The sequence below is a fragment of the Leptolyngbya sp. FACHB-671 genome (genome assembly GCF_014695745.1).
Taxonomy (GTDB): domain Bacteria; phylum Cyanobacteriota; class Cyanobacteriia; order Elainellales; family Elainellaceae; genus JAAUTN01.
This window is the reverse complement of sequence record NZ_JACJOV010000094.1, coordinates 34,209-53,980: the sequence shown is the minus strand read 5'-3', so window position 1 is coordinate 53,980 and position 19,772 is coordinate 34,209. Positions and strand designations below refer to the sequence as shown.

24 protein-coding genes are annotated in these 19,772 nt (G+C 46.3%); 10 read left to right on the top strand and 14 right to left on the bottom strand.

Features of this window, described 5'->3' with window-relative positions; translation table 11 throughout:
• Positions 1-15: 15 nt before the first annotated feature.
• The 4 genes from scpB to H6F93_RS12365 form a co-directional block, all read right to left on the bottom strand.
• A complete protein-coding gene (gene scpB / locus H6F93_RS12380; RefSeq protein ID WP_190643100.1) occupies positions 16-510 on the bottom strand; it encodes an SMC-Scp complex subunit ScpB in 495 nt (164 codons plus the stop codon).
• A gap of 65 nt (positions 511-575) precedes the next feature.
• Positions 576-1,427, bottom strand: a complete 852-nt coding sequence (locus H6F93_RS12375) for an ABC transporter ATP-binding protein (RefSeq protein WP_190643101.1) — start codon at positions 1,425-1,427, stop codon at positions 576-578.
• Between the two features lie 316 nt (positions 1,428-1,743).
• Positions 1,744-3,681 carry a S9 family peptidase gene (locus H6F93_RS12370; protein WP_190681101.1) on the bottom strand — a complete coding sequence of 646 codons (1,938 nt, stop codon included), beginning with the start codon at positions 3,679-3,681 and terminating at the stop codon, positions 1,744-1,746.
• Positions 3,682-3,705: 24 nt separating this feature from the next.
• Positions 3,706-3,945 (bottom strand): hypothetical protein, encoded by a 240-nt coding sequence (locus H6F93_RS12365; RefSeq protein WP_190681098.1) that lies wholly within the window; start codon positions 3,943-3,945, stop codon positions 3,706-3,708.
• 589 nt (positions 3,946-4,534) lie between these two features.
• Between H6F93_RS12365 and H6F93_RS12360 the strand changes: the two genes are divergently transcribed.
• From H6F93_RS12360 to H6F93_RS12350, 3 genes are all read left to right on the top strand, one after another.
• Positions 4,535-6,259, top strand: coding sequence for a DUF262 domain-containing protein (locus H6F93_RS12360; RefSeq protein WP_190681095.1), 1,725 nt, complete (start codon positions 4,535-4,537; stop codon positions 6,257-6,259).
• A 546-nt stretch (positions 6,260-6,805) separates the two neighbouring features.
• A complete protein-coding gene (gene arr / locus H6F93_RS35780; protein WP_524537939.1) occupies positions 6,806-7,276 on the top strand; it encodes an NAD(+)--rifampin ADP-ribosyltransferase in 471 nt (156 codons plus the stop codon).
• A 116-nt stretch (positions 7,277-7,392) separates the two neighbouring features.
• Positions 7,393-7,602 (top strand): YgiT-type zinc finger protein, encoded by a 210-nt coding sequence (locus H6F93_RS12350; protein WP_199313664.1) that lies wholly within the window; start codon positions 7,393-7,395, stop codon positions 7,600-7,602.
• Here H6F93_RS12350 and H6F93_RS34640 read toward each other — a convergent pair.
• Complete coding sequence (locus H6F93_RS34640) at positions 7,594-7,719, bottom strand: hypothetical protein (protein ID WP_277882173.1); 126 nt, start codon at positions 7,717-7,719, stop codon at positions 7,594-7,596. The two genes, H6F93_RS12350 and H6F93_RS34640, sit on opposite strands and share 9 nt — an antisense overlap.
• Positions 7,720-7,839: 120 nt before the next feature.
• Between H6F93_RS34640 and H6F93_RS12345 the strand changes: the two genes are divergently transcribed.
• From H6F93_RS12345 to H6F93_RS12330, 4 genes are all read left to right on the top strand, one after another.
• On the top strand, positions 7,840-8,043 hold the full coding sequence (locus tag H6F93_RS12345; protein ID WP_190643109.1) for a type II toxin-antitoxin system HicB family antitoxin: 204 nt from the start codon (positions 7,840-7,842) through the stop codon (positions 8,041-8,043).
• Positions 8,044-8,064: 21 nt separating this feature from the next.
• Complete coding sequence (locus tag H6F93_RS12340) at positions 8,065-8,247, top strand: type II toxin-antitoxin system HicA family toxin (protein ID WP_242043420.1); 183 nt, start codon at positions 8,065-8,067, stop codon at positions 8,245-8,247.
• A gap of 435 nt (positions 8,248-8,682) precedes the next feature.
• Positions 8,683-8,928, top strand: a complete 246-nt coding sequence (locus H6F93_RS12335) for a hypothetical protein (protein WP_190681091.1) — start codon at positions 8,683-8,685, stop codon at positions 8,926-8,928.
• A 240-nt stretch (positions 8,929-9,168) separates the two neighbouring features.
• Entirely contained in the window at positions 9,169-9,408 is a 240-nt protein-coding gene (locus H6F93_RS12330; protein WP_190681088.1) for a hypothetical protein, read from the top strand.
• Between the two features lie 311 nt (positions 9,409-9,719).
• Here the strand turns inward: H6F93_RS12330 and H6F93_RS12325 are convergent, their stop codons facing one another.
• On the bottom strand, positions 9,720-10,463 hold the full coding sequence (locus H6F93_RS12325; RefSeq protein WP_190681086.1) for a DUF8692 domain-containing protein: 744 nt from the start codon (positions 10,461-10,463) through the stop codon (positions 9,720-9,722).
• A 564-nt stretch (positions 10,464-11,027) separates the two neighbouring features.
• Here H6F93_RS12325 and tmpT point away from each other — a divergent pair.
• Positions 11,028-11,663, top strand: a complete 636-nt coding sequence (tmpT, locus tag H6F93_RS12320; RefSeq protein ID WP_190681084.1) for a thiopurine S-methyltransferase — start codon at positions 11,028-11,030, stop codon at positions 11,661-11,663.
• Positions 11,664-11,695: 32 nt separating this feature from the next.
• A complete protein-coding gene (locus H6F93_RS12315; RefSeq protein ID WP_190681193.1) occupies positions 11,696-12,256 on the top strand; it encodes a cysteine hydrolase family protein in 561 nt (186 codons plus the stop codon).
• A 217-nt stretch (positions 12,257-12,473) separates the two neighbouring features.
• Here H6F93_RS12315 and H6F93_RS12310 read toward each other — a convergent pair whose 3' ends face one another.
• Positions 12,474-12,965 carry a redox protein gene (locus tag H6F93_RS12310; protein WP_190681082.1) on the bottom strand — a complete coding sequence of 164 codons (492 nt, stop codon included), beginning with the start codon at positions 12,963-12,965 and terminating at the stop codon, positions 12,474-12,476.
• A 134-nt stretch (positions 12,966-13,099) separates the two neighbouring features.
• On the opposite strand from H6F93_RS12310, the gene H6F93_RS12305 reads away from it, so the two are divergent.
• Positions 13,100-14,020, top strand: a complete 921-nt coding sequence (locus H6F93_RS12305; RefSeq protein WP_242043419.1) for a LysR family transcriptional regulator — start codon at positions 13,100-13,102, stop codon at positions 14,018-14,020.
• Positions 14,021-14,228: 208 nt separating this feature from the next.
• On the opposite strand, the gene H6F93_RS12300 is transcribed toward H6F93_RS12305, so the two are convergent.
• The 7 genes from H6F93_RS12300 to H6F93_RS12270 all read right to left on the bottom strand — a co-directional run bounded on the left by H6F93_RS12300 (position 14,229) and on the right by H6F93_RS12270 (position 19,707).
• Positions 14,229-15,647 (bottom strand): MATE family efflux transporter, encoded by a 1,419-nt coding sequence (locus H6F93_RS12300; RefSeq protein WP_199313663.1) that lies wholly within the window; start codon positions 15,645-15,647, stop codon positions 14,229-14,231.
• Positions 15,648-15,671: 24 nt separating this feature from the next.
• On the bottom strand, positions 15,672-15,827 hold the full coding sequence (locus H6F93_RS12295; protein ID WP_190681078.1) for a hypothetical protein: 156 nt from the start codon (positions 15,825-15,827) through the stop codon (positions 15,672-15,674).
• Between the two features lie 4 nt (positions 15,828-15,831).
• Complete coding sequence (locus tag H6F93_RS12290) at positions 15,832-16,884, bottom strand: glucokinase (RefSeq protein ID WP_190681075.1); 1,053 nt, start codon at positions 16,882-16,884, stop codon at positions 15,832-15,834.
• Between the two features lie 110 nt (positions 16,885-16,994).
• On the bottom strand, positions 16,995-17,633 hold the full coding sequence (locus H6F93_RS12285; RefSeq protein WP_190681072.1) for a histidine phosphatase family protein: 639 nt from the start codon (positions 17,631-17,633) through the stop codon (positions 16,995-16,997).
• A gap of 120 nt (positions 17,634-17,753) precedes the next feature.
• The gene (locus H6F93_RS12280) at positions 17,754-18,131 is read right to left on the bottom strand and encodes a rhodanese-like domain-containing protein (RefSeq protein ID WP_190643118.1); all 378 of its coding nucleotides are present in this window, start codon (positions 18,129-18,131) and stop codon (positions 17,754-17,756) included.
• 111 nt (positions 18,132-18,242) lie between these two features.
• Positions 18,243-19,070 (bottom strand): PD-(D/E)XK nuclease family protein, encoded by an 828-nt coding sequence (locus H6F93_RS12275; RefSeq protein ID WP_190681070.1) that lies wholly within the window; start codon positions 19,068-19,070, stop codon positions 18,243-18,245.
• 52 nt (positions 19,071-19,122) lie between these two features.
• A complete protein-coding gene (locus tag H6F93_RS12270; RefSeq protein ID WP_190681068.1) occupies positions 19,123-19,707 on the bottom strand; it encodes a PAP/fibrillin family protein in 585 nt (194 codons plus the stop codon).
• Between the last annotated feature and the right edge of the window lie 65 nt (positions 19,708-19,772).

Here is a 19,772-nt window from a genome sequence, read left to right as displayed (position 1 = left end):
CGTAGCTCCACGACGTTAACTCGGTGAAGCAGGTGAGTCAAAGGGCTGGGGTAGTTTATCAACCTGGAAGTATTGGTAAAACTTTTCGGTCACCTGTAGCCAGTAGGATCGCCCGTCAGCCTGTCTTCGTTTGCGAACGAAGCCTAGTCCCACCAGTTCTGGAACGTGCTGATAAACTCCAGAGCCGCGCAATTCGACCAGTTCGGTTTGGCTGATCGGTCCTTTTAGGGCGATCGCCGCCAGTGTCCGCAAAGCTCCTACTCCTAAATCCAGCGGAATCAAACTCTGCACCAGATCGTGAAATGAATCACGTAGCTGTAGACAGTAGCCTTCTGAGGTTTCTACGACTTCTAGGGCGCTGTCTCGATGAGCATAGTCGGTGATTAGTTCGATCAGGGCTTCTTCGATCTCTTTGCGATCGCACCCTGCATATTCAACAAGTTTGGCGATCGGCAGGGGCTGAGCTTTGAGATAGAGAATCGCTTCGATTTTGCTGGCGAGACGAGGCATGAGGGAAAAGTTTTGAATTTTGAATTCTTACTACCCTACACGCTCGTGCAGCTTCGTTAACAGGTTTAATCTAGATTCCGTCCGGTTAGTTCAACGAAGATGTCTTCTAAGTTAGAGGGGCGGATCATCATGCCGGTTTTGTCGGGCTGCTGTTCGAGGTAGGTGTTGGCTTGATCCATGTCAGGGAAAAATTTGTATTCCCAGCGATCGCCAATTTGCTTCATCAGTAGTCCTTCGCCGTGTTTTTGGCGCAGTTCTGGTAAGGTGCCAATTTCGATCAGTTTGCCGCTGTCCATGATGCCGATGCGATCGCACAAATACTCAACTTCTTCCATATAGTGTGTGGTTAGTAGGATGGTCATGCCCTGTTGGTTGAGTCCTTTGATGATTTCCCAGAGGCGACGGCGGGTTTGGGGGTCGAGTCCGACGGTGGGTTCGTCTAGAAATAGGATTTGGGGCTGGTGTAGTAAGGCTCTGGCGATCTGAAGTCGTCGTTTCATGCCGCCGGATAGGGTTTTGACCAGGTCGTTGCTGCGATCGATTAACTCGACGTATTCTAGCCAGCGGTTGATTTCGTGTTGCCGTCGAGCGTTGGGAATGTGGTGCATTCGGGCATGGAATTCCATGTTTTCCCAAACGGTTAGGTCACCATCAACGCTGGTTTGCTGAAGGACTACGCCAATCTGTTTTTTCACGCCGAAGGGATGTCGTACTACGTCACATCCGGCGACGACGATTTCTCCCTGGGTGGGTTGGGTGAGGGTGGTGAGCATTCGGATCGTTGTGGATTTGCCTGCTCCGTTGGGGCCGAGTAGTCCAAATATTTCGCCTGATGGGATGGTTAGGGTGAGGTCGTTGACAACGGAGGTGTTGTTGTAAACTTTGTGAACGCTCTGAAGACAAACCGCAGCGATCATAGGGGTTGAATGTAAAGCAATGCTAATTTCGGGCTATTTCAAACTTACATCAGCTTGATTGATATCGTTTGAAGATTGTTTTTGAATTCTGTCTCTCAAGCAGAATCTTTTTCAGGGGCTTTGCCCCCGAACCCCCACTGGGGGACGAAGCACGTCCCCCAGACCCCCTCTGCAAGGGTTTGAGGGTGGGTGGCATGACGCGCTTCGCATTGGTTGGGTGGCGAGGGTACTTCGATCGCTTTTGTTTACTGGGGACTGATTTGATTTTTGTGTAAGTGCAGGCAAAATGCCTGCACTTACACAAAAATCAGAATGTTCATTGGGGTAGGTTGGCGATTTCTACGGGTTCTACGGGGTCGGCTAGCTCGAAGCCGAAGACTCTGGAGTAGAAGTAGAGTTCGGTGTCGAGCGATCGCTTGATATTCTCGGCTTTTCTGAAACCGTGTTGTTCGCCTTCAAATAGAACGTAAGCGACGGGGATGCCTTTGGCTTTGAGGGCTTCGACCATCTTTTCTGCTTGGTTGGGGGGTACGATTTTGTCTTCGTCGCCCTGGAAGAAGATGACGGGGCAGGACAGTTGGTCGGTGTGGTGGATGGGCGATCGCTCTCGATATAGGTCTTGACGTTCGGGGTAAGGGCCAATCAGTCCGTCGAGGTAGCGGGATTCAAATTTGTGGGTGTCTTCTGCCAGGGCTGCGGCATCGCTGACGCCGTAGTAGCTGGCTCCGGCTTTGAAGGTGTCGCGAAAGGCAAGGACGGCAAGGGTGGTGTAGCCTCCGGCGCTGCCGCCATCGATGGTGAGGCGATCGCCATCGACTTCTCCTCGTTCGACTAAATATTTTGCGCCGTTGACGCAGTCATCGACATCGACGATGCCCCAGTTGCCTTTTAGCCGTTCTCGGTAGTCGCGTCCGTAGCCTGTGCTGCCGCCATAGTTGACATCGAGAATGGCAATGCCGCGACTTGTCCAGTACTGAATGCCGAGGTTGAAGGTGGCGGAGGTGGCAGCGGTAGGACCACCATGAATTTTGACGAGCAGCGGCGGACGTTCATCGGCGGGAGCCTGGCAGTCTCGATTTTTGGGTGGGTAGTAGAAGGCGTGGGCGGTTAGTCCGTTTTCGGTGGGAAACTCAACGGTTTCAGGGACGGAGAGGTAGCCCGGATCAACTTCGGTTTCGCTGGAGCGACGCAGGACTTCGGTTTGACCTGTTTTTAGATCAAGACGAGCAATTACGCCGGGGGTGGTTGGGGAGCCTGCACCAAAAACGGCTTGTCCGGCTCCAACCTGAATGCCGCCGATGCTGGCGAAGGGGGTTTCGATTTCGCTCAGTTCTAAGGATTGGGTGTTGAGACGGGCAAGGTGCTGAATGCCGTCTTCGGTGTAGGTGCAAATCAGGCTATCGTGGTCGAAGCCGTAGGTGAACATGCCAAAAACCCACTGAGGCAAGCCAAATTCGGCGGCCTTTTCGCACAGTGGCTCGACCTGCCCATTTTGCCAACGATACAAGTTCCACCAGTTGGTGCGATCGCTAATAAAGTAAAGTATTCCGTCGGGCGACCATTCGGGTTGAAAGACTGATTCGGTAAGTCCACCTGCAACTAGGTGGCGATCTCCCAATTCCCCATTCTCTTTGACCTCAGCGACCCATAGCTCGGTGCCATCCCAGGGCATGTTGGGATGATTCCAGGTCAACCAGGAAAATTGTGTTCCGTCTGGGCTAAGGCGGGGTGATGAATAGAAGTCGTTGCCGGAAACCAGCACTTCTCCTGCTGTTGGAGAGTCACTTGATAAACTGACTGCCACAACGGTGTTGACGGCTTCTCGCTCTGAATTAGTGTGGTCTTCTCGAATGCAGATTAGGCGATTTCGTTGGCGATCGATTACGGCATCGGCGTAACGCAAATCGACTTCTGGCGTAAGCGGCTGTGGTTCGCTGCCTACAGCCTGACGATAAAGCCGCTGGTCGGCAAAGTTAGAGAAATACACTGTTCTGTCTGCCACAATGTATGACCCACCGCCATATTCATGCACACGAGTGCGGACATTAAACCCGGTTGGGGTGATGTCTGTTGTGGTGCCATCAGGAGTGCGGCGCACAACAACCGATCGCCCCCCTTCTAACGGGCGACCTTCACTCCAGTAAATATCGTCACCATCTAGCCTGATTTCACCTAGTCGGATGGTTCCTTGCACAATCAGGTCTGAGGTGATGGGCGATTTCCAGGAGCCATAGGGGACAAGCGGGTCAGTCATGGGTAGCTATTAATAAGAAGATCTCTAGCTTGAGCATAAATGCTTCTTGCTGATCTGATCTAGTGAAGAGGCGATCGCCCCCTCACCCGCACTCCAGCCCGCCCGCTTAAAAGTCAAACAAAACCATAGCGACATGATGTCAGAAGTTTCTGTAACCATGTCAGAAGTTTCTGTGTTGATGTCAGAAACTTCTGAGACCAAGTCAGAAACTTCTGTATTGATGTCAGAAACTTCTGTATTGATGTCAGAAGTTCTTGAGACCAAGTCAGAAACTTCTGTAAACAAGTCAGAAACTTTTGCAGTGACAACGACTCAGAGTGTTGGACTCTGGCTAGCAATGCTGAGAAGGCTCTGCCTCATTTTGCTTGTGTTTATCTAGTGTGAGGAGGTAGGGACGATCGCTTTCAATACACTGATATGAAAAAGCTCATAACAAATCAGCAAAATTTCTGAAAATCTAGACGGTTCTTCTGAGCAGAGGCTAACATGCGAAAAATTTCAGTCAGTCTAATTCTCACATTTTCAGCTTAGATTGACGTTTTCACTCAAACTGCGAGATTTGCCAACTAGATTGAAGAGTTTTACTAATTGGAAATTGTGAAAGTATTAGGTTGAAAGATCATTTTAACCAATATTGTTAGTTGGCTTTATTTTAGGAACTGGGAAACTCGAAACTAACCCATTCCCATGTTCTGAAGCTTTATTTAGTGGCTTGTCTAGCTACGAAACGGTTGCTAGCTTATTGTTGTTCCACATCGAGTACCTCCTCTTAGGTCACTTAATTCCATACTGATACCTGTCCACATATCCTCGATCTTTATCCTTATCCTTCTTACAATGCGGAGTCATAATAATGAAAATTGAAGCTAATGATAAAGAAGTCCGAGATATTTTTTCTCTGGGCTATTTCAAAATTCCTAGATTTCAACGTCCTTATTCATGGACAGAGGAAGAGGTTACAAATTTTTGGGAAGATGTTGTCATCAAAGACTATAGCCATTACTTTATAGGTTCAATGGTCGTTTATCAAACAGAGAAACCCTACTATGGGATAGTTGATGGACAACAAAGATTAACAACTATTACACTGATGCTCGCTGCCATAAGAAATGCTTTTCTAGACTATGAAGATGAAAACTTAGCAAAGGGAGTACATCAATATATTGAAAAAGCAAACATAGATAACATAAATGAGTATGTTTTAGATTCTGAGACATCCTTTCCATACTTGCAGGAATATATACAAAGCTTTAAAAAATCAGGAATTCAGTGTACTGTCGGAAGTGAGGAGCAAAACCTAAAAACTGCTTTTGAGCTAATCAACAAAGAACTATATTCAGTAATTCCAAAGTTTGACAAGAATGATTTAAACAATGAATTATTTCAAGAGGGTAGACACCAAATTCTAGAAAATTTAAAGAGCATTAGAAATAAAGTTCTTTCCCTAAAGCTTGTCTTTATTCAATTAGATAATGAGGATGATGCTTATTTGATTTTTGAAACACTCAACACCAGGGGTAAAAGTTTAACAACACCAGATTTAGTCAAGAACTTATTGCTGCAAAAATTGAGAAGTTCCAACATTACATGGGACTCTTCCAAGCTTATGTGGAATAAGATTTTAGAGAAGTTTGACGATAATGGGCTGGATAAGAATATTGTGGAAAGCTTTTTATATCATCACTGGCTTTCTAAATATGGTGATACAACTCAAAAGCATCTGTTTGGTGAGATCAAAAAGCATGTTGACTCTTCAAGCAGAAATGAGTCTGGAAACAAATCAAATCTCTTATTACTAGAACTTCAAAAAAATTCAGATTATTATGTTTCCATACTATCTCCAGATAATTATCAATGGAGTCCTGAGGAAAAAAGTAGTGTAAAGAAATCTTTGTCTGCCCTGCGCCTTTTTAATGTCAAGCAACAAACATCAATGATTTTATCTCTTGTTAGGGCGTATCGGGAGAGCAAAATAACTTTGAGAATACTGCGTAAATTTCTGTGGAAAATTGAATGTTTTCATTTCATCTTTAATGCAATTACATCTCAGAGATCATCTGGACAAATCGCACCACTTTATTCTAAATTTGCTCAAGAAGTTTCTAATACTGACGGTCTAGATAAAATCCAATCAATTCTTACATCTTTATTGAGAAAGCTCAAAGAGAAGTTACCTGGATTTGATGAGTTTGAAGTAAAATTCTTGGATTTGACATACACGAAAAACAAACAAAGGGATAAGAAGATTATTCAATACATTCTAGAAAAGTTCATGGGTGAAAATATTAATGCTCTGCCAGTTGATTACCCTTCTGCAAGTATTGAACATATAATGCCTCAAGCTATAGGAAACGAGGCTATAGTTGGCAGCATAGGAAACTTGATATTAGTAGATAGAGTTACCAATGCTGAGCAACTCAAAGATCTCAATTTTATGAGAAAGATTGAGATATTAAAGGATAAAAAATATCCACTTGATTCTTACTTGTTAGATAGTACTGAATGGACTGCTAAAGAAATTGAAGAGCGTGGTAAGTCAATGGCTTATGCAGCATATTACCAAATTTGGAGTTTGTGAGGAGACAACATCAACCTTAAAGCTAAGTGCGATCGCCACCTTATAGGGCGCATCATGACCCACCTTTGATTATGTATAGCCACAACCAGAGCGCAATCGCCATTTTGTAGGGTGCGTCATGATGCACCTTTGATTATGTATAGCCACAACTAGATCAATCATTAAACATTCAAACATTATGAATTGGTGCGTTTACTTAGCAGCAACGCACCCTACTTTTACTAAGGACAAACAGCTAAGTTGATATCACAATAATTAAGAGACAAAATAATTATGGAATTCAATCCAAACAACAATGTTGTCAAACTCTGTCTTCAAGGTATGGGCATGGAAGAAAAAGGCAAACCTGAAGAAGCAAGTAAGCTATTTCTTCAAGCCTGGAACGAAGCGACAAACGACCTTGAAAGATTTATTTCAGCTCATTATGTAGCCCGACATCAAAAAAATATTTCCGATAAATTAAAATGGCTCGAAACGGCTTTGAAGTTTGCCTTAAAAATAAATAACGACACTGTTAAGAGTGCTTTTCCTTCTCTATATTCAAACATTGCCAGATGCTATGAGGACTTAAGCGAACCTGACAAGGCAAAAAAGAATTATGAATTAGCAACTTCGTTTGAGGATAAACCTTCTGACAAAGGACCTTTTTATCATGGGACGAAAGCAGATCTGCAGGTTGGCGATTTGCTGACAGCGGGGGGCAATTCTAATTACAAACCTGAACTCAAAATGAATCACATTTATTTCACAGCCCTTGTTAATGGGGCGGGACTAGCTGCTGCATTAGCAAAAGGCGATGGACGTGAACGTGTTTATATCGTTGAACCGACAGGGGGTTTTGAAAACGATCCGAATGTTACAGACAAAAAATTTCCGGGCAATCCGACACGCTCATACCGCTCGCAAGCACCATTAAAAATCGTTGGCGAAGCAACTGATTGGGTAAGACAAACACCCGAGGAACTCCAAAAATGGCGTGAAAAGTTGGCCAATAACAAAGGAGAAATTATTAATTAACTTCTGAGATGCCCACACCCTGCTCATAAAACAACGAACCGCCAATCCTATAAGATGCATCAGCGTAACGCCTCACCTAGTTAAATCAATACCCCTCCTCATCTGATGACTTCATTTTGGTTCAACCCCAAACTGTCAAACGCGAGGCATTTAAACATCGAGACGGATTTGTCATTCTTGAGGATGTGACGATTGGTGTTTGTGATACTTGTGGCAATCGATATTACTCAGCCGCGATTCTTCATGCAGTTCATGCCGTTACAACTGGCGCAAAAGCACCTGAGAGAACCGAACAAATTCCGGTTTCTCATTTAGAATCAGCGTAGCCAAAGCAGTGCGATCGCCAACCTTTTGGGATACGTTAATCCAATCGATTGGAGAATGGAAGAACGGATACCATCATCGTGAAGTTTGGGAGTGGTGAGGTGAAGGGGTTGAGTCATGCGTTACGCTGCGCTAACGCATCTTACGAGGTTGGCGATCGCACTGGATTAAACCAACCACATTTGAGCATAAGCAGGTGTGGTTGTTAGCATATTCTTAGCAACTAGCTTAACAGGTGTATGAAAATAAAAGCGATTATTCATCCAGCAGAAGAAGGTGGTTATTGGGCAGAAGTTCCCGCACTTCCCGGTTGTGTTACTGAAGGGGACACAATCGACGAGGTGATAGCAAATTTGAAAGATGCTATTGAAGGCTGGCTCGATGTTGCCAACAGTCGTAATGCAATCGAGTCAACCGATCAAGTTGTTGAAATTGCTGTATAAGTCCATTTCTGGCAAGCGGTTGTGCAAGATTGTGGAGCAAAAAGGCTGGGTTTTGCGGAAAATTACTGGCAGTCATCACTTTACGAAAACCCTGAAATAGAGCAATTTTTGTCAATCCCCGTTCACCGCAATCAAGATTTGAAAATTGGAACCTTGAGAGCTTTGATGAAAATAGCTCAGCTATCAGAAGAAGATTTAATTTGAGCGTAAATTGTTGAGGTACTCTAAGCGATCGCATAGAACTAATAAGTGCGATCGCCCCTCTTCATCCTTCAAACAATCCGCAGCCTGCTACCTTGACTAGATACCGCTTACTCCAGTATGCTGTCACGCTAAGGTTGTTATTTTTACTCACGGCAACCGCACTACACTCAAAGACCTAGCGCCGCTCAAAGCTGTTGCGACCAGCAATGAGCGACTGACCCCCAAACTGAGCAAGCAGTCTGGCGGCTAATGGTGAATTTTAACACTCCCTTAGCCACCCCGACTTGTCATGTCAAAGAAAGCGTTGCCTATCCTTTAGAACATGAAAGTGGCTATCAACTCACTTTTTGTTCTCTCACTCACTGCAACGTGTGAACTAGTGCGGGGTGGCTAGGTTTTTGGGTTTCCTCAAAAAACCCTAAGGAGTCACAACTCATGTCTCACTGTTTTCTAGATCCCAACGCTCCCACCGTTGAGAGAGAAACTTTTGCACCTCAAGCCCCTGAGCGCGAACGCTTACGAGTTCTGGTCATCGGTTCTCGTGATGGCGTAACCGAAACCATTTATGACCTGCATCGGCGCGGCTTTGCCGAAGTGGGATTGTGGAGCCCATTGTTACCTGCTCCCGGCTCTGGTGAGGTAATGAGTATCTTGACCCGCGATCGCCGACCAGGAGAGTAAGAAAAAGGGATAGTAAGAGGGGCGATCGCCCCTCTCGCCTCATCAAGCTTTAGTGCGATCGCATTACTGTAGGGTGCGTTCCCAAATACGACGACTACTCCACCAATAAATGTCCAGGAACGCACCTTGTTTATGAATTCTTGCAGCAAATCATGGTTCAAGAACACTCGTGCATGAGCGATCGCCGAGAAGTTAGTAGACACTGATAAAATTAAAGAAGGGAAAAGTAGGTGGATTCTAATGGCTAAGAATACTATGAAAGTAGATATTTCATTTGAATCACTGCTGCAAGCAATTTCATCACTTGAAATTGCTGAAAAGCATCAGCTCTGGGAACTTTTAGAAGCTGAGTTATTCCCTGATAATGAGGATTCTCCAGAAGATATCGCTGAAATTCAAGCTGCTCGAGCTGACTACAAATCTGGTGACTACACTACATTTGACCAATACGTAGCACAGCGAGCAAATCGATCGGCATGACTTACACCATAGTCGCGCCTAAGGCTGTGCAAAAACAGCTAGATGCTTTGCTTAACGACATTTACGAGCGCATTGCTATTAAGATCCAATAACTTGCTGAAAATCCACGTCCTGATGGAGTGGTCAAAATGAAAGGTATTAACGATCAGTACCGTATTCGTATTGGTGATTATTGCGTTCGTTATGAAATTGAGATAAAGAGTTAATTATTCTCTTATTACAATCCAAACATCGGAGAGATGTTTACAGGGAGTAATAGATTTGGTCTTACTCCTTTCCAGACACACTCAACTTTTAGCTGACAAGTTCTATTAGTCAAGCAGGTTCTTATACTTGGCAGTTAGTTCTCTCGTGCTCGACGAGGTCGATTTAACAATACTGATATTGATTTCGTTTAAAAACGAATTCATGTATAAAAGAACTGCATAGATAAAAACAGTAATGCCTATCATCTCTAAAAGCTCCTCAACAGTTATGATAATTTCTGCTGTAAAGCCTGACCCGTGGCAAATATTTGAGAGATGATGTACACAAGCTAACTCAATACCAAGAGCGCCCAAAACAAAAAGGCTACCGGCTATAAAAAACAAATGTTGAATTTTTACAGGAAGACGTAGAAAAAAATTGATGTACGCTAAAACGAAAATAGAGATAAGCACTGAATTTAAGATGTCCCAAGGACCGCTCTGCCAAGATTGTAAGTTTTCGCCTAAATTTTTATTGATAGTTTCATGAATGCTGAGCAATTCATCGAGAGATAAATATAGAAATAGTATCGATAGAACTCGCCAATGATTAGTAAAGCGGTCATTTTGTCGTCGTTTAGCTGAAGCAACTAGAAAAAGCAAAATCGAGGCTAGAAAAAGGATGAATGCAGCAAACAAAGTAGGTATGTTGTTTTCATAATCCACATTAAAGAGCCCTGTTAACCCCCAGAGCCTCCCTTTCCCAAGAAAGTATTTAGCAAATTGTCCAGCAATGCTGATTAAAGCAAGACTGGTTGCTGCAACAGCAAGGATTTGAGCAACTCGTTTTGGTTGAACTAAAACATTCATGGTGAGGTTTTGCCTAAAGTTCGAAATTTCGTCCAACCAGGAGAGGCTGTTAGACAGCTTTTGGAGAACGCTGACAGAGGGAGCTAATCCGTCAAAGCATTTATACGCTGATTTAGTTTAGAATCCCGGCAATCTAATGTTAACTTGTTCTTAAGATTTTATTAATGTCGTTAGCAATCGCGCTATAGGCACGCTAAGCCTATGCACAAACCTCTGACGAACAATCCATCCAACTGCTATCACTCTTCACCTCACCTATGCGACCAGCGATCGCATAGGTGAGGTGAAGCAGAGCGGCACCGTTAAAATCTTGTAAGTGCCAGGCTCCGCTGCACCTCACCTAGGTGCGAGCGCCATCTCTATAGAATGTGTTCTCAAATACAACTACTCCACCGACAAACTTCCAGCAACGCACCGTGTTCATGAATTCTTGCAGCAATTTATGGTCTGACAATACTCGTGTATGGCGATCGCCAAGAAGTTATCTGTTGAAATTCAAAGATTATCTATGATGGCAGGTGATGGGCAACCTTATTTACTCTAGCTGTCTTAAAGGTTATAAATATGGATTCAAATTTTTGGCTTCAGAAATGGCAAGACAACAACATTGGTTTCCACAAAAGTGAAGCTAACCCAGCACTGGTAAAACACTTTGGAGAGCTTTCCTTACCAAACAGTAGCCGTGTATTTGTGCCTTTATGCGGCAAAACTCTAGACATTGCTTGGTTGCTCTCCAAAGGCGATCGCGTAGCTGGCGCTGAATTAGTCGAACTGGCAATTGAGCAACTGTTTGAAGAACTCAAAGTGAGTCCAAAAATATCAAGAGTCGGAGAAGTAAGTCTGTATAGCGCTAAAGACATCGACATCTTTGTGGGCGATATCTTTGATGTATCTGGCAAAACTCTAGGTTCAGTAGATGCAATCTATGACAGAGCAGCTTTGATCGCTTTACCGGAAGAAGTGCGCAAGCGATATACCGCACACCTAATGGAGATTACGGATAAAGCGCCACAGTTATTGGTGACTTGCGAGTACGACCAAAGCCTGATGGAAGGACCTCCATTTTCAATCAGCCAAGAAGAAGTAAACAAACACTACAGCGACAGCTACAGTTTGTCTCTTATCTCAAGTACTGATGTTGTTGGTGGATTGAAAGGAAAATATGATGTGAAAGAGAGCGTCTGGCTGTTGCAGAATTAACTATGAGTATACTCATGTAGGTGAAAGCTAAATTGACGCACATTCCACCCAACGCAGTCCTCATCATCATTGATGTGCAAAAGGCGATCGATCATCCTAGCTGGGGACGACGTAACAACAAGCAAGCTGAGGCAAATATTGCACAGTTGCTAATGGCTTGGCGTGAAACTCAGCGCCCAGGGGTTCATGTTCGTCACCTTTCAGTCGAACCAGACTCAACTTATCGTCCAGGACAGGAAGGATGTGACTTCAAAGACCCTGTGCTTCCCAATGCAGGTGAAAAAATTGTTAGCAAACAGGTGAATTGCGCTTTTATTGGCACTGATTTAGAGCATTGGTTAAGAAACAGTGGCTATCAAACCTTAGTTGTGACAGGTGTGATCACAAACAACTCTGTTGAGACAACAGTTAGAGTAGCAGGCAATCTTGGCTTTGATACATACGTTGTTTCAGATGCCACAGCGACGTTTGACAAGATGGATCTAGAGCAGAAGTTGCACCCAGCCGAGCAGGTTCATGCCCTTTCCTTAGCTAACATGCATCAAGAATATGCAACAGTAATTGATACACAAACCCTGCTACAAAGCCTATAGCTTTCGCATCTCTAACCTCCACACAGCAGGCAAATAAGAGCCGCCAGTGGTGAATTTAAGGTCATCTACTGCTGCTAAGTTGAAACTGTTATCCCAATTTGATTTGAGTCGCATAGAGTAAATTCTGCAAACAACTGTAGGGGCGTTTTGCGAAACGCCCCTACCCGATCTGTTGCCTTATTTTAGAGAATTTGTATTACCGTATCGGCAATAACCGTCAGGCAACTCTCTGATGAAATTCCTCAAAACCATGCAGGATTGGTGGCGGAGCAGACTGAGACGTAACCCAGCGCAGACGCGGAATTTCACTGCTGTTGTAAACCCGGAATTCCCGCTCGACGGTTGCATTCTGGGTGCGAACAGCTTGATTCAACACAAGTGAACCCTTGGGGTCAGACTCAGAGCGATGGAAGGTGCCGGGGGGAATTCGCAAAATTTCACGGTTTGCTTCTAACCGGACAATGTGAAAGGGATGTTTCCACTCAAAGTTGACCAGGTAAAAGGTTCGTCCGCCTGTCAACGCCAGCAAATTATCTTCCTGATGGGGATGGAGATAAAACTGCCAGTGTCCAGTGGGGCTGTTGTTTGGGCTAATGGCGGGCCCTTCATGAAAAACTAGATCTCGTGCATTAGAATTAGCGATCGTAATGTTAAAGAAACGAACGCTTGGGGTATCGCGAAACTTTTGGTAAGGCAGCAATTCAAACATAGGTTCAGTCTTGAGAAACCAGCGTGTTGGATGAGCTATTCATCAGCTTTTCGTACCTTAACTTTGAGTCATGCTGTGGATCAAAACCGATAACGGTTCGTGTCTATGCAGAATCTGAATAGATGGATTCATAGATGAATTCGATGAACATTGCCCATTTACAAATTTTTCTGGCGGTTGTGGAATACGGTAATTTCTCTACAGCAGCTTTGAACCTGGATATTTCGCAGTCGGCAGTGAGTCGGGCGATCGCCTCCCTCGAAGAAGAGCTGGGCGTTTCCCTGCTCTCACGCGGTCGCTTTGGCGCACGTCCGACGTTGATTGGCGATCGCGTCCTGCACTACGCCCGTCAAATCGTGCAGGCGCGAGAAGACATCGAGCATGAAATTAATCTAGAAAAAGGGCTACATGGTGGACGAGTCCGCATCGCCTCCTTTCGCAGCGCTGCCACTCACCTATTGCCGCCAAAAATTGCCCGCTTCAGTCATCGCTTTCCATCGGTGGAAGTAACACTCACAGAGGACGATCCAACCGGAGTTGAGCAGGCATTGCGAGAAGGGCAGGTCGATATCGGACTCGTCCCTCTTCCTCGTTCCGAAGAGTTTGATACCTGGGAAATCGCCAGAGATGAGTATGTTGTGCTGTTGCCTCAATCCGCAGAACCGTTGCCCAAAACACTAACTTGGGAGGAGTTATCAATGCACTCCTTCATCCTGTACAACTATGCTGAATGTACCTCAGCCGTTCGCGATCACTGGCTTGAGTGGGGACAGTCGCTCAAAGTCGCTTACGAAATTAAGGAAGATTCCACCATTGTCAGCATGGTAGCTCAGGGATTAGGCGCGGCAATTTTGCCTCGTTTAGCAGCTTTGCCGATTCCAGAAGGCGTTCAGGTCAGGTCGCTGCCCGTTCCTCTAGTCAGAATCATTGGTGCAGCCGTTCTCTCGAATGTGCTTTTTTCGCCTGCTGTACTCACCTTCCTGGATGTGCTGAAAGGGACAGGGATGTTTGCAGGCAAGCGAGATACACCTGAAGTTAGGCAAGATCTGACTTAAGACGAGCAAGCTTTGCCTATCTTATTACTCATCAAATGAGCACAAGTTAATACTCTTTAGATCGTCCTACTGGTGCTTCAAGCAAGGTGTTGGGTTTCGTTGCACTTCACTCAACCTACGCAAATGACAGATGATACCGTAGGTTGAGTGGAGCAGAGCGGAACCCAACGCCTTAGACCTGCTGCGCTATTACGTTTGTTTTGCGTTATCACCTACAGTGAGCAACTGGACTTGGAGTGGGCGATCGCCGAATCAATTGAGCAATTAGAACATTAAATCGCCAGGTAAAAATCACAGAGGCACTAAGCAAGCCCAGAGCTAACCCCCACCACAATCCAACACCATCTAAATTGAGTTGAAAGCCTAGCACGTAGCCGCTGATTAACCCTACAACCCAGTAGGAGAAAATGCCAATTAGCATTGGCGTGCGAGTATCTTTTAAGCCGCGCAGCGCGCCTGCTGCAATGATCTGAATTCCGTCTATAAGCTGAAACATTGCCGCAACGCCCAGCAGCGCTTTTGCTACTTGCACCACAGCGGCGTTTCCCGGGTCGCGAACGTCAATGTAAACCGAGGTAATCGCTTCCGGGAAAATCCAAAAGGCGATCGCCATCATACTCATAAACGTACCGCCCAATCCCAGCCCAACGTAAGCAGCCAGCCTTGCTCCTTGCGGGTCACCCTGCCCAACCAGTTGTCCAACTCGTACGGTCGTAGCATAGGAAACTCCCAGCGGAATCATAAACGTTAAAGCGGCGGTTTGCAGAGCAATTTGGTGTGCTGCCAGAGTCGTTGTACCCAGATGCCCCATCAAAAAAGCAGTAATGGCAAACAGCCCGGTTTCAACCCCAAACAGCACGCCAATCGGCCAACCTGTCTGCACCAATTCCCAAAAAACAGCGCCTTCAAACCGGACACGGTGGAAAACTTGATAGACCGCAAAAAACCGCTGGCTCAAAATAAAGCTAACCAGCGCGATGAACATACCCCAAAGAGAAATGCTGCTAGCCCAACCAATTCCCGCTAAACCTAACGCTGGAAAGCCGAGTTTGCCAAACATCAGCACATAGTTGCCGATACCGTTGAAGACTAGCCCACAGAGCATGATCACCATCACAGAACGGGGACGTGAAAGCGCAGCAACAAAGTTTTTGAGGCTAGCAAAAGCGATCGCCGGAAAGAATCCCCACATTACTGCTCTTAAGTAAGACCCCGCCAAAATCGCGTTGTCTGGCTCCTGTCCTAGAATCAGCAAGAGCGAATCTCCATTCCAGATCAGTAGAATACAGGGAAGCGACAGCACCAGCGATAGCCATATTCCTTGTTGGGCAATTCGTCCGATCGCCTTGGTATTACCCGCCCCGTAAGCTTCTGCAACCAGTGGACCTACTGCCGAGACAACCCCGGTACAGATCAGCAGCAAAGTAGAAAAAACAACTGCTCCCAAACCGCCTGCGGCCAAAGTTTGGCTGCCCAGCAAACCCATCATCACCGTATCGATAAAGGCAGTCCCCGCTTGAGATAGCTGCGCTGCGGCAAGAGGCACTGACAGCAGCAAACAGGCCCAAAGTTCAGATAGAATTCTTGATTTTGAATAGACGGTGAGTGCATTGCGACCCATAGCCATTCTTTGATTCACCCCTTCCATGCACTACCACCCACCATCAAGCCAATCCCTAGTGTCTTCTGACATGACATCCCAAGGATTTGAATAACGGCGATCTGTTAAATAAATTACATTTTGTAATGGCGATCGCACCTCCTCCACTTGCATCACCTGAATGGAGGAGATCCAATCACTGATCACTCACTTAAAGCTGAGCCGCTCGCACAGCCGCACCCACCAACCCCACATGGGGATCGAGAATGATGTGAATCGGCACCTTTTTTAGCAATGGACTGACCCGGCCCTTATCCAAAAAGGCTTTGAGGAAGGTACCATCTTGCATCAAGCTGAGGTTTTTAGCAGCAATTCCGCCTGCTAAATAGAGTCCACCATTGGGCAACAGTTTCAAGGCCAGATTGCCTGCCTCTGCCCCGTAAGCAGCAACAAAAATTTCCATCGTTTGAACGGAGAGGCGATCGCTTCCTTCCAAAGCTGCCATTGAAATCGCCGCTGCCGGATCGACCGTCTTTTCACTCAGCCCTTTCTCGCCTTCCCATTTGCGGATCACATCGCCAACCTTGGGAGATTCCTCAGCGTACTGGCGATCGCGCAAAAACTGGTAAATCGAAACAATTCCCTGACCAGACACCACTCGCTCAACCGAGATTCGTTGAATATCGTGCTTATCCAACAGGTATTTCAACAGTTGAAACTCCAGTTCAGAGCGAGGAGCAAAATCTGCATGACCGCCTTCGGAAGGGTAGACGTGATAGCCATCTGGCTGCTTCAGCAAAAAGCCCTCTCCTAAACCCGTTCCCGCCCCTAAAACAGCGATCGGTGCATCTGCTACAGGCTCAACCTCCTGAAGCGTATGCAAATCTGATTCCTCTAAACCCAAAATGCCGTAGCCAACTGCAACAAAGTCATTGATTAAAGTGATACTGGCGATCGCCAACTCCTTCTCTAGCCGTCTAGCATCAAGTGACCAGGTCAGGTTAGTCAGGGCAGACGTATCGTTAACTACGGGACCGGCGATCGCAAAGCAAGCCTTTTTGGGGTTAGGCTCCTCTCCCAACTCCTGCTGCGCCGTACTCAAGAACTTGCGTACCATCGGCGCTAAGTCAGGAAATTCTGGGCTGGAATAGCGGGCTTCATAAAGAGTATGCAGTTTTGCGGTTGCCGCTGTCGCACCAACCTGCGCTACCAACCGCAAGATAGTTTTAGTGCCGCCGATATCCCCTGCCAGTAGTTGTGTCATGTTTTCAGAACTTAACCCATTGTCAATAACAGTTTAATTTCCGCTGTCTCTCACAGTCTCGTTCTTGAGGCAGTTCTTCAGCAAATTTACAGGGATTTGCAGCCGTTAAATCAGATGTAGCGAATATTTTGCTCAGTTCGGCTGAGATGAGAGACATCACCGCTCAACTCCATCAGCCATTCATCCCCCTGCTTGACCAGCTTGAACAGTCCGCAAAGTGGACAACTGACGTGAACGGGGTCTTCTAGCAACCCTCTAGTTGCCCCCAAGACAGAAGCTCCATGTCCTACCAGCAGAAGGTTTTGCGGAAACTCAGTCGCCAAGTGTCGAGCAACTTTTCCTGCCCGCCGCAAAGCCGTCTGCTCTGTTTCAGGAAACTCGGCAATGACGCGGGAAATATAGCTGCGATCGACTCTCGGAAACAGTTGGGATAGGGAGTCAATCGTTAAACATTCAGGCGTTGAAAAAAACCAATTAGGGTTAAGAAACTCACTCAGCCCAGACTCAACCTTGATAGAAAGGTCTAACGCTTCTGCGACATAGTGAGCAGTTTCTATCGTGCGTAAAAAAGGGGAGGCAAAAATGTGGACAATCTTTTCCCCTTGAAGGCGCTTTCCTAGCTCTTTTGCCTGCAAAATTCCATCAGCAGAAAGCCCCGGATCAAAGGGTCGTTCAGCAGTGCGATGCCAGCTAGAGTCAACAAAGTCCTGACGGTTTCCGTGCCTTGCAATCCAAACAGTCTGGCTCATCAACTGAAACTGAGTTAGCTAAAACCTCATCTCATCTTACTCGCTGCAAACGAGGGTCACTATAGCAATTCTAAATAGGTCGAGGGGGTACACCCCTCAACCCACTCAACTTGTATAGGTTTAAGCAGACAGGAGCAACGCAGCAGACTCGATTGGATAACCAACCGCCTTCCAGGCTGCTACCCCGCCTCTCAGTTCAGAAATGTTTCTATAGCCTGCTTGCCGGAGCTGTGCCGCAGCCTCAACCGTTTCATCGTCTGTTTCGCCGTAAATGTAGATATCGCGGTCAAGCTCTAAGCTTGTCATGGCACGGTGAGTCAACTCGTGAATGGGCATACAAACTGCCCCCATGATGTGGTGCGAGTTGAATTGAGTGCGATCGCGCACATCAACAATCGTCAACGCAGGCTCTCCCCAATCCAAACGAGCCTTAAGGTCGTGCACACGCGATCGGGACTTGAGTGACGGAGGAGTTGGGAGAATACCGAAGAATTTCATGAGGAGCTACCGCGAGGAGGTGGGTTGCTTGCAATGTAACAACTAATCTTAAGGTTTGCAAATTTTTATAGGTCGAATCTTTACTCGGAAGCGGTTTTATGTATTGAGATTTCACAGCGCCACTTCTTGAATCTCGGCGAGGGTAAGCAATTCCTCAGAAACGGGGGTCTCGGGCTGATGACGTTGGCAGCGAACATCGAAAGTACAAAACCCACACTGATCTTCAGCCGCTTCTACTTGTGGAAACGGCGTTCCTGCCTGATAGTCCTTCAGCCATGCGGTCAGTTGATCCAGTAGACCCCCCAACTTTGAGCGAATTGCCTGATGTTGGCTAGTGCTGTAGTTAAATCTCAGACTTTGTGGTTGAAGTTTTGTCTCACTTGTCTTTAAGTTTGATATCTCTGAGTCTGATGTCTCTGAAGCGGATTGGGTTGCCCGCACAAACCAGTAGGTAATCGAAATGTCTTCGGGTGAATAGTCACTGGTCTCTGCCAACACAAAGGGGTATAGCCGAGTCTGCCAACTTTCTGCCAGCCAACGCTGGTTTTGAGGCAGAGGGTAGGTTTTCCAGTCTAAAATTTGCGCCTGCTGCGGGTTGAGAATCAGCAGGTCATACACCACCGTCAGCAAATAGCCCTCAAGCTCCAGGGTACGACGATGTTCACTCTGGCGAAAAACCGCTTGCTGTTGAAATAGCTCTGGTGCAGCCTGAATGAATGCATCTACCGAGTTTTGCAGCAACGGATCGGTCGTGTCCGTCAGCAGGGGTAGTCCCAATTCACGCTGCTGCATCAGCAGGTGAAACCGGCTGCCCCAGTTCATCTGATCTTGCTGTTCTGAGGCGATTGGAGTACCCAGCTGATCGAGGTAAACCTGCTGAAACTTGCGGGGGCAGGTTTCTAGCAAGTTGAGCTGAGCTTGAGACAGGCGGATGAGCATAGCGTTCGGCAAATGTTCCTGGCAAATGTTCCCAGCAAATATTTCAGACGGATTAATTTTTGGTCAGCACAAATACACTGCCCTCATTCCCTCGCCCAATCCGCAGATCGTCATCCAGGTAGGTAATGTCTAGCCAGCCTTGCTGATCTCGGTTGGTGATATTGAAGTCGATCGCCGCAAATTTCTGACCTGCCTCGATCGCCTCAATAAAGTGAACGGGAGACTGATAGTCAATTAGGCGTTGCAACCCTAGAATCGATCGCTCAAATTTCACCTGAACGCGGCGATCGCTCACCGCCTCAAACCGAGCCGCAACACTCACCAAGCCTTCCAGATAAGGCACCCCGTAGACTTCAGCAATGTTGTAGATCTTCGCTTCTCTCGCCCGAACATATTGATAAATTTGTCCCAGCTTAAACAAAGGTAATTGCTCGATTCTCAATAGATCCTGACTGGTGGTGTAAAGCAATCGCCAATTACCGTCAAGCTTGTTGGGCACTTGAAGGGGGCGTGGGTTAGGGTTCTGGTCTTCTACCTGAGCAATAACAGATAAAATGGCTTGCTTGTCTGATTCGGTCGTCAGCAAACCTCGATTTTTACCCGCGATCGCCTCCAGCAGCTTAGCTTTCGCAATCATTTAATTGACCTCCACATAAGATGTAATCGTGAGAAATTTGAACGCTAGAAATTCCAGTTATTTCA

Bases quoted from the DNA above. Each gene is read 5' to 3' on its own strand.
- H6F93_RS12310 (WP_190681082.1), bottom strand. From the start codon at position 12,965: ATGTTTGAATTGCTGCCTTACCAAAAGTTTCGCGATACCCCAAGCGTT.
- H6F93_RS12305 (WP_242043419.1), top strand. From the start codon at position 13,100: ATGAATTCGATGAACATTGCCCATTTACAAATTTTTCTGGCGGTTGTG.
- H6F93_RS12290 (WP_190681075.1), bottom strand. From the start codon at position 16,884: ATGACACAACTACTGGCAGGGGATATCGGCGGCACTAAAACTATCTTG.
- scpB (WP_190643100.1), bottom strand. From the start codon at position 510: ATGCCTCGTCTCGCCAGCAAAATCGAAGCGATTCTCTATCTCAAAGCT.
- H6F93_RS12360 (WP_190681095.1), top strand. From the start codon at position 4,535: ATGAAAATTGAAGCTAATGATAAAGAAGTCCGAGATATTTTTTCTCTG.
- H6F93_RS12330 (WP_190681088.1), top strand. From the start codon at position 9,169: ATGGCTAAGAATACTATGAAAGTAGATATTTCATTTGAATCACTGCTG.
- H6F93_RS12300 (WP_199313663.1), bottom strand. From the start codon at position 15,647: ATGGCTATGGGTCGCAATGCACTCACCGTCTATTCAAAATCAAGAATT.
- H6F93_RS12335 (WP_190681091.1), top strand. From the start codon at position 8,683: ATGTCTCACTGTTTTCTAGATCCCAACGCTCCCACCGTTGAGAGAGAA.
- H6F93_RS12325 (WP_190681086.1), bottom strand. From the start codon at position 10,463: ATGAATGTTTTAGTTCAACCAAAACGAGTTGCTCAAATCCTTGCTGTT.
- H6F93_RS12275 (WP_190681070.1), bottom strand. From the start codon at position 19,070: ATGCTCATCCGCCTGTCTCAAGCTCAGCTCAACTTGCTAGAAACCTGC.
- H6F93_RS12270 (WP_190681068.1), bottom strand. From the start codon at position 19,707: ATGATTGCGAAAGCTAAGCTGCTGGAGGCGATCGCGGGTAAAAATCGA.
- H6F93_RS12280 (WP_190643118.1), bottom strand. From the start codon at position 18,131: ATGAAATTCTTCGGTATTCTCCCAACTCCTCCGTCACTCAAGTCCCGA.
- H6F93_RS12285 (WP_190681072.1), bottom strand. From the start codon at position 17,633: ATGAGCCAGACTGTTTGGATTGCAAGGCACGGAAACCGTCAGGACTTT.
- H6F93_RS12375 (WP_190643101.1), bottom strand. From the start codon at position 1,427: ATGATCGCTGCGGTTTGTCTTCAGAGCGTTCACAAAGTTTACAACAAC.
- tmpT (WP_190681084.1), top strand. From the start codon at position 11,028: ATGGATTCAAATTTTTGGCTTCAGAAATGGCAAGACAACAACATTGGT.
- H6F93_RS12345 (WP_190643109.1), top strand. From the start codon at position 7,840: ATGAAAATAAAAGCGATTATTCATCCAGCAGAAGAAGGTGGTTATTGG.
- H6F93_RS34640 (WP_277882173.1), bottom strand. From the start codon at position 7,719: ATGACTCAACCCCTTCACCTCACCACTCCCAAACTTCACGATGATGGT.
- H6F93_RS12370 (WP_190681101.1), bottom strand. From the start codon at position 3,681: ATGACTGACCCGCTTGTCCCCTATGGCTCCTGGAAATCGCCCATCACC.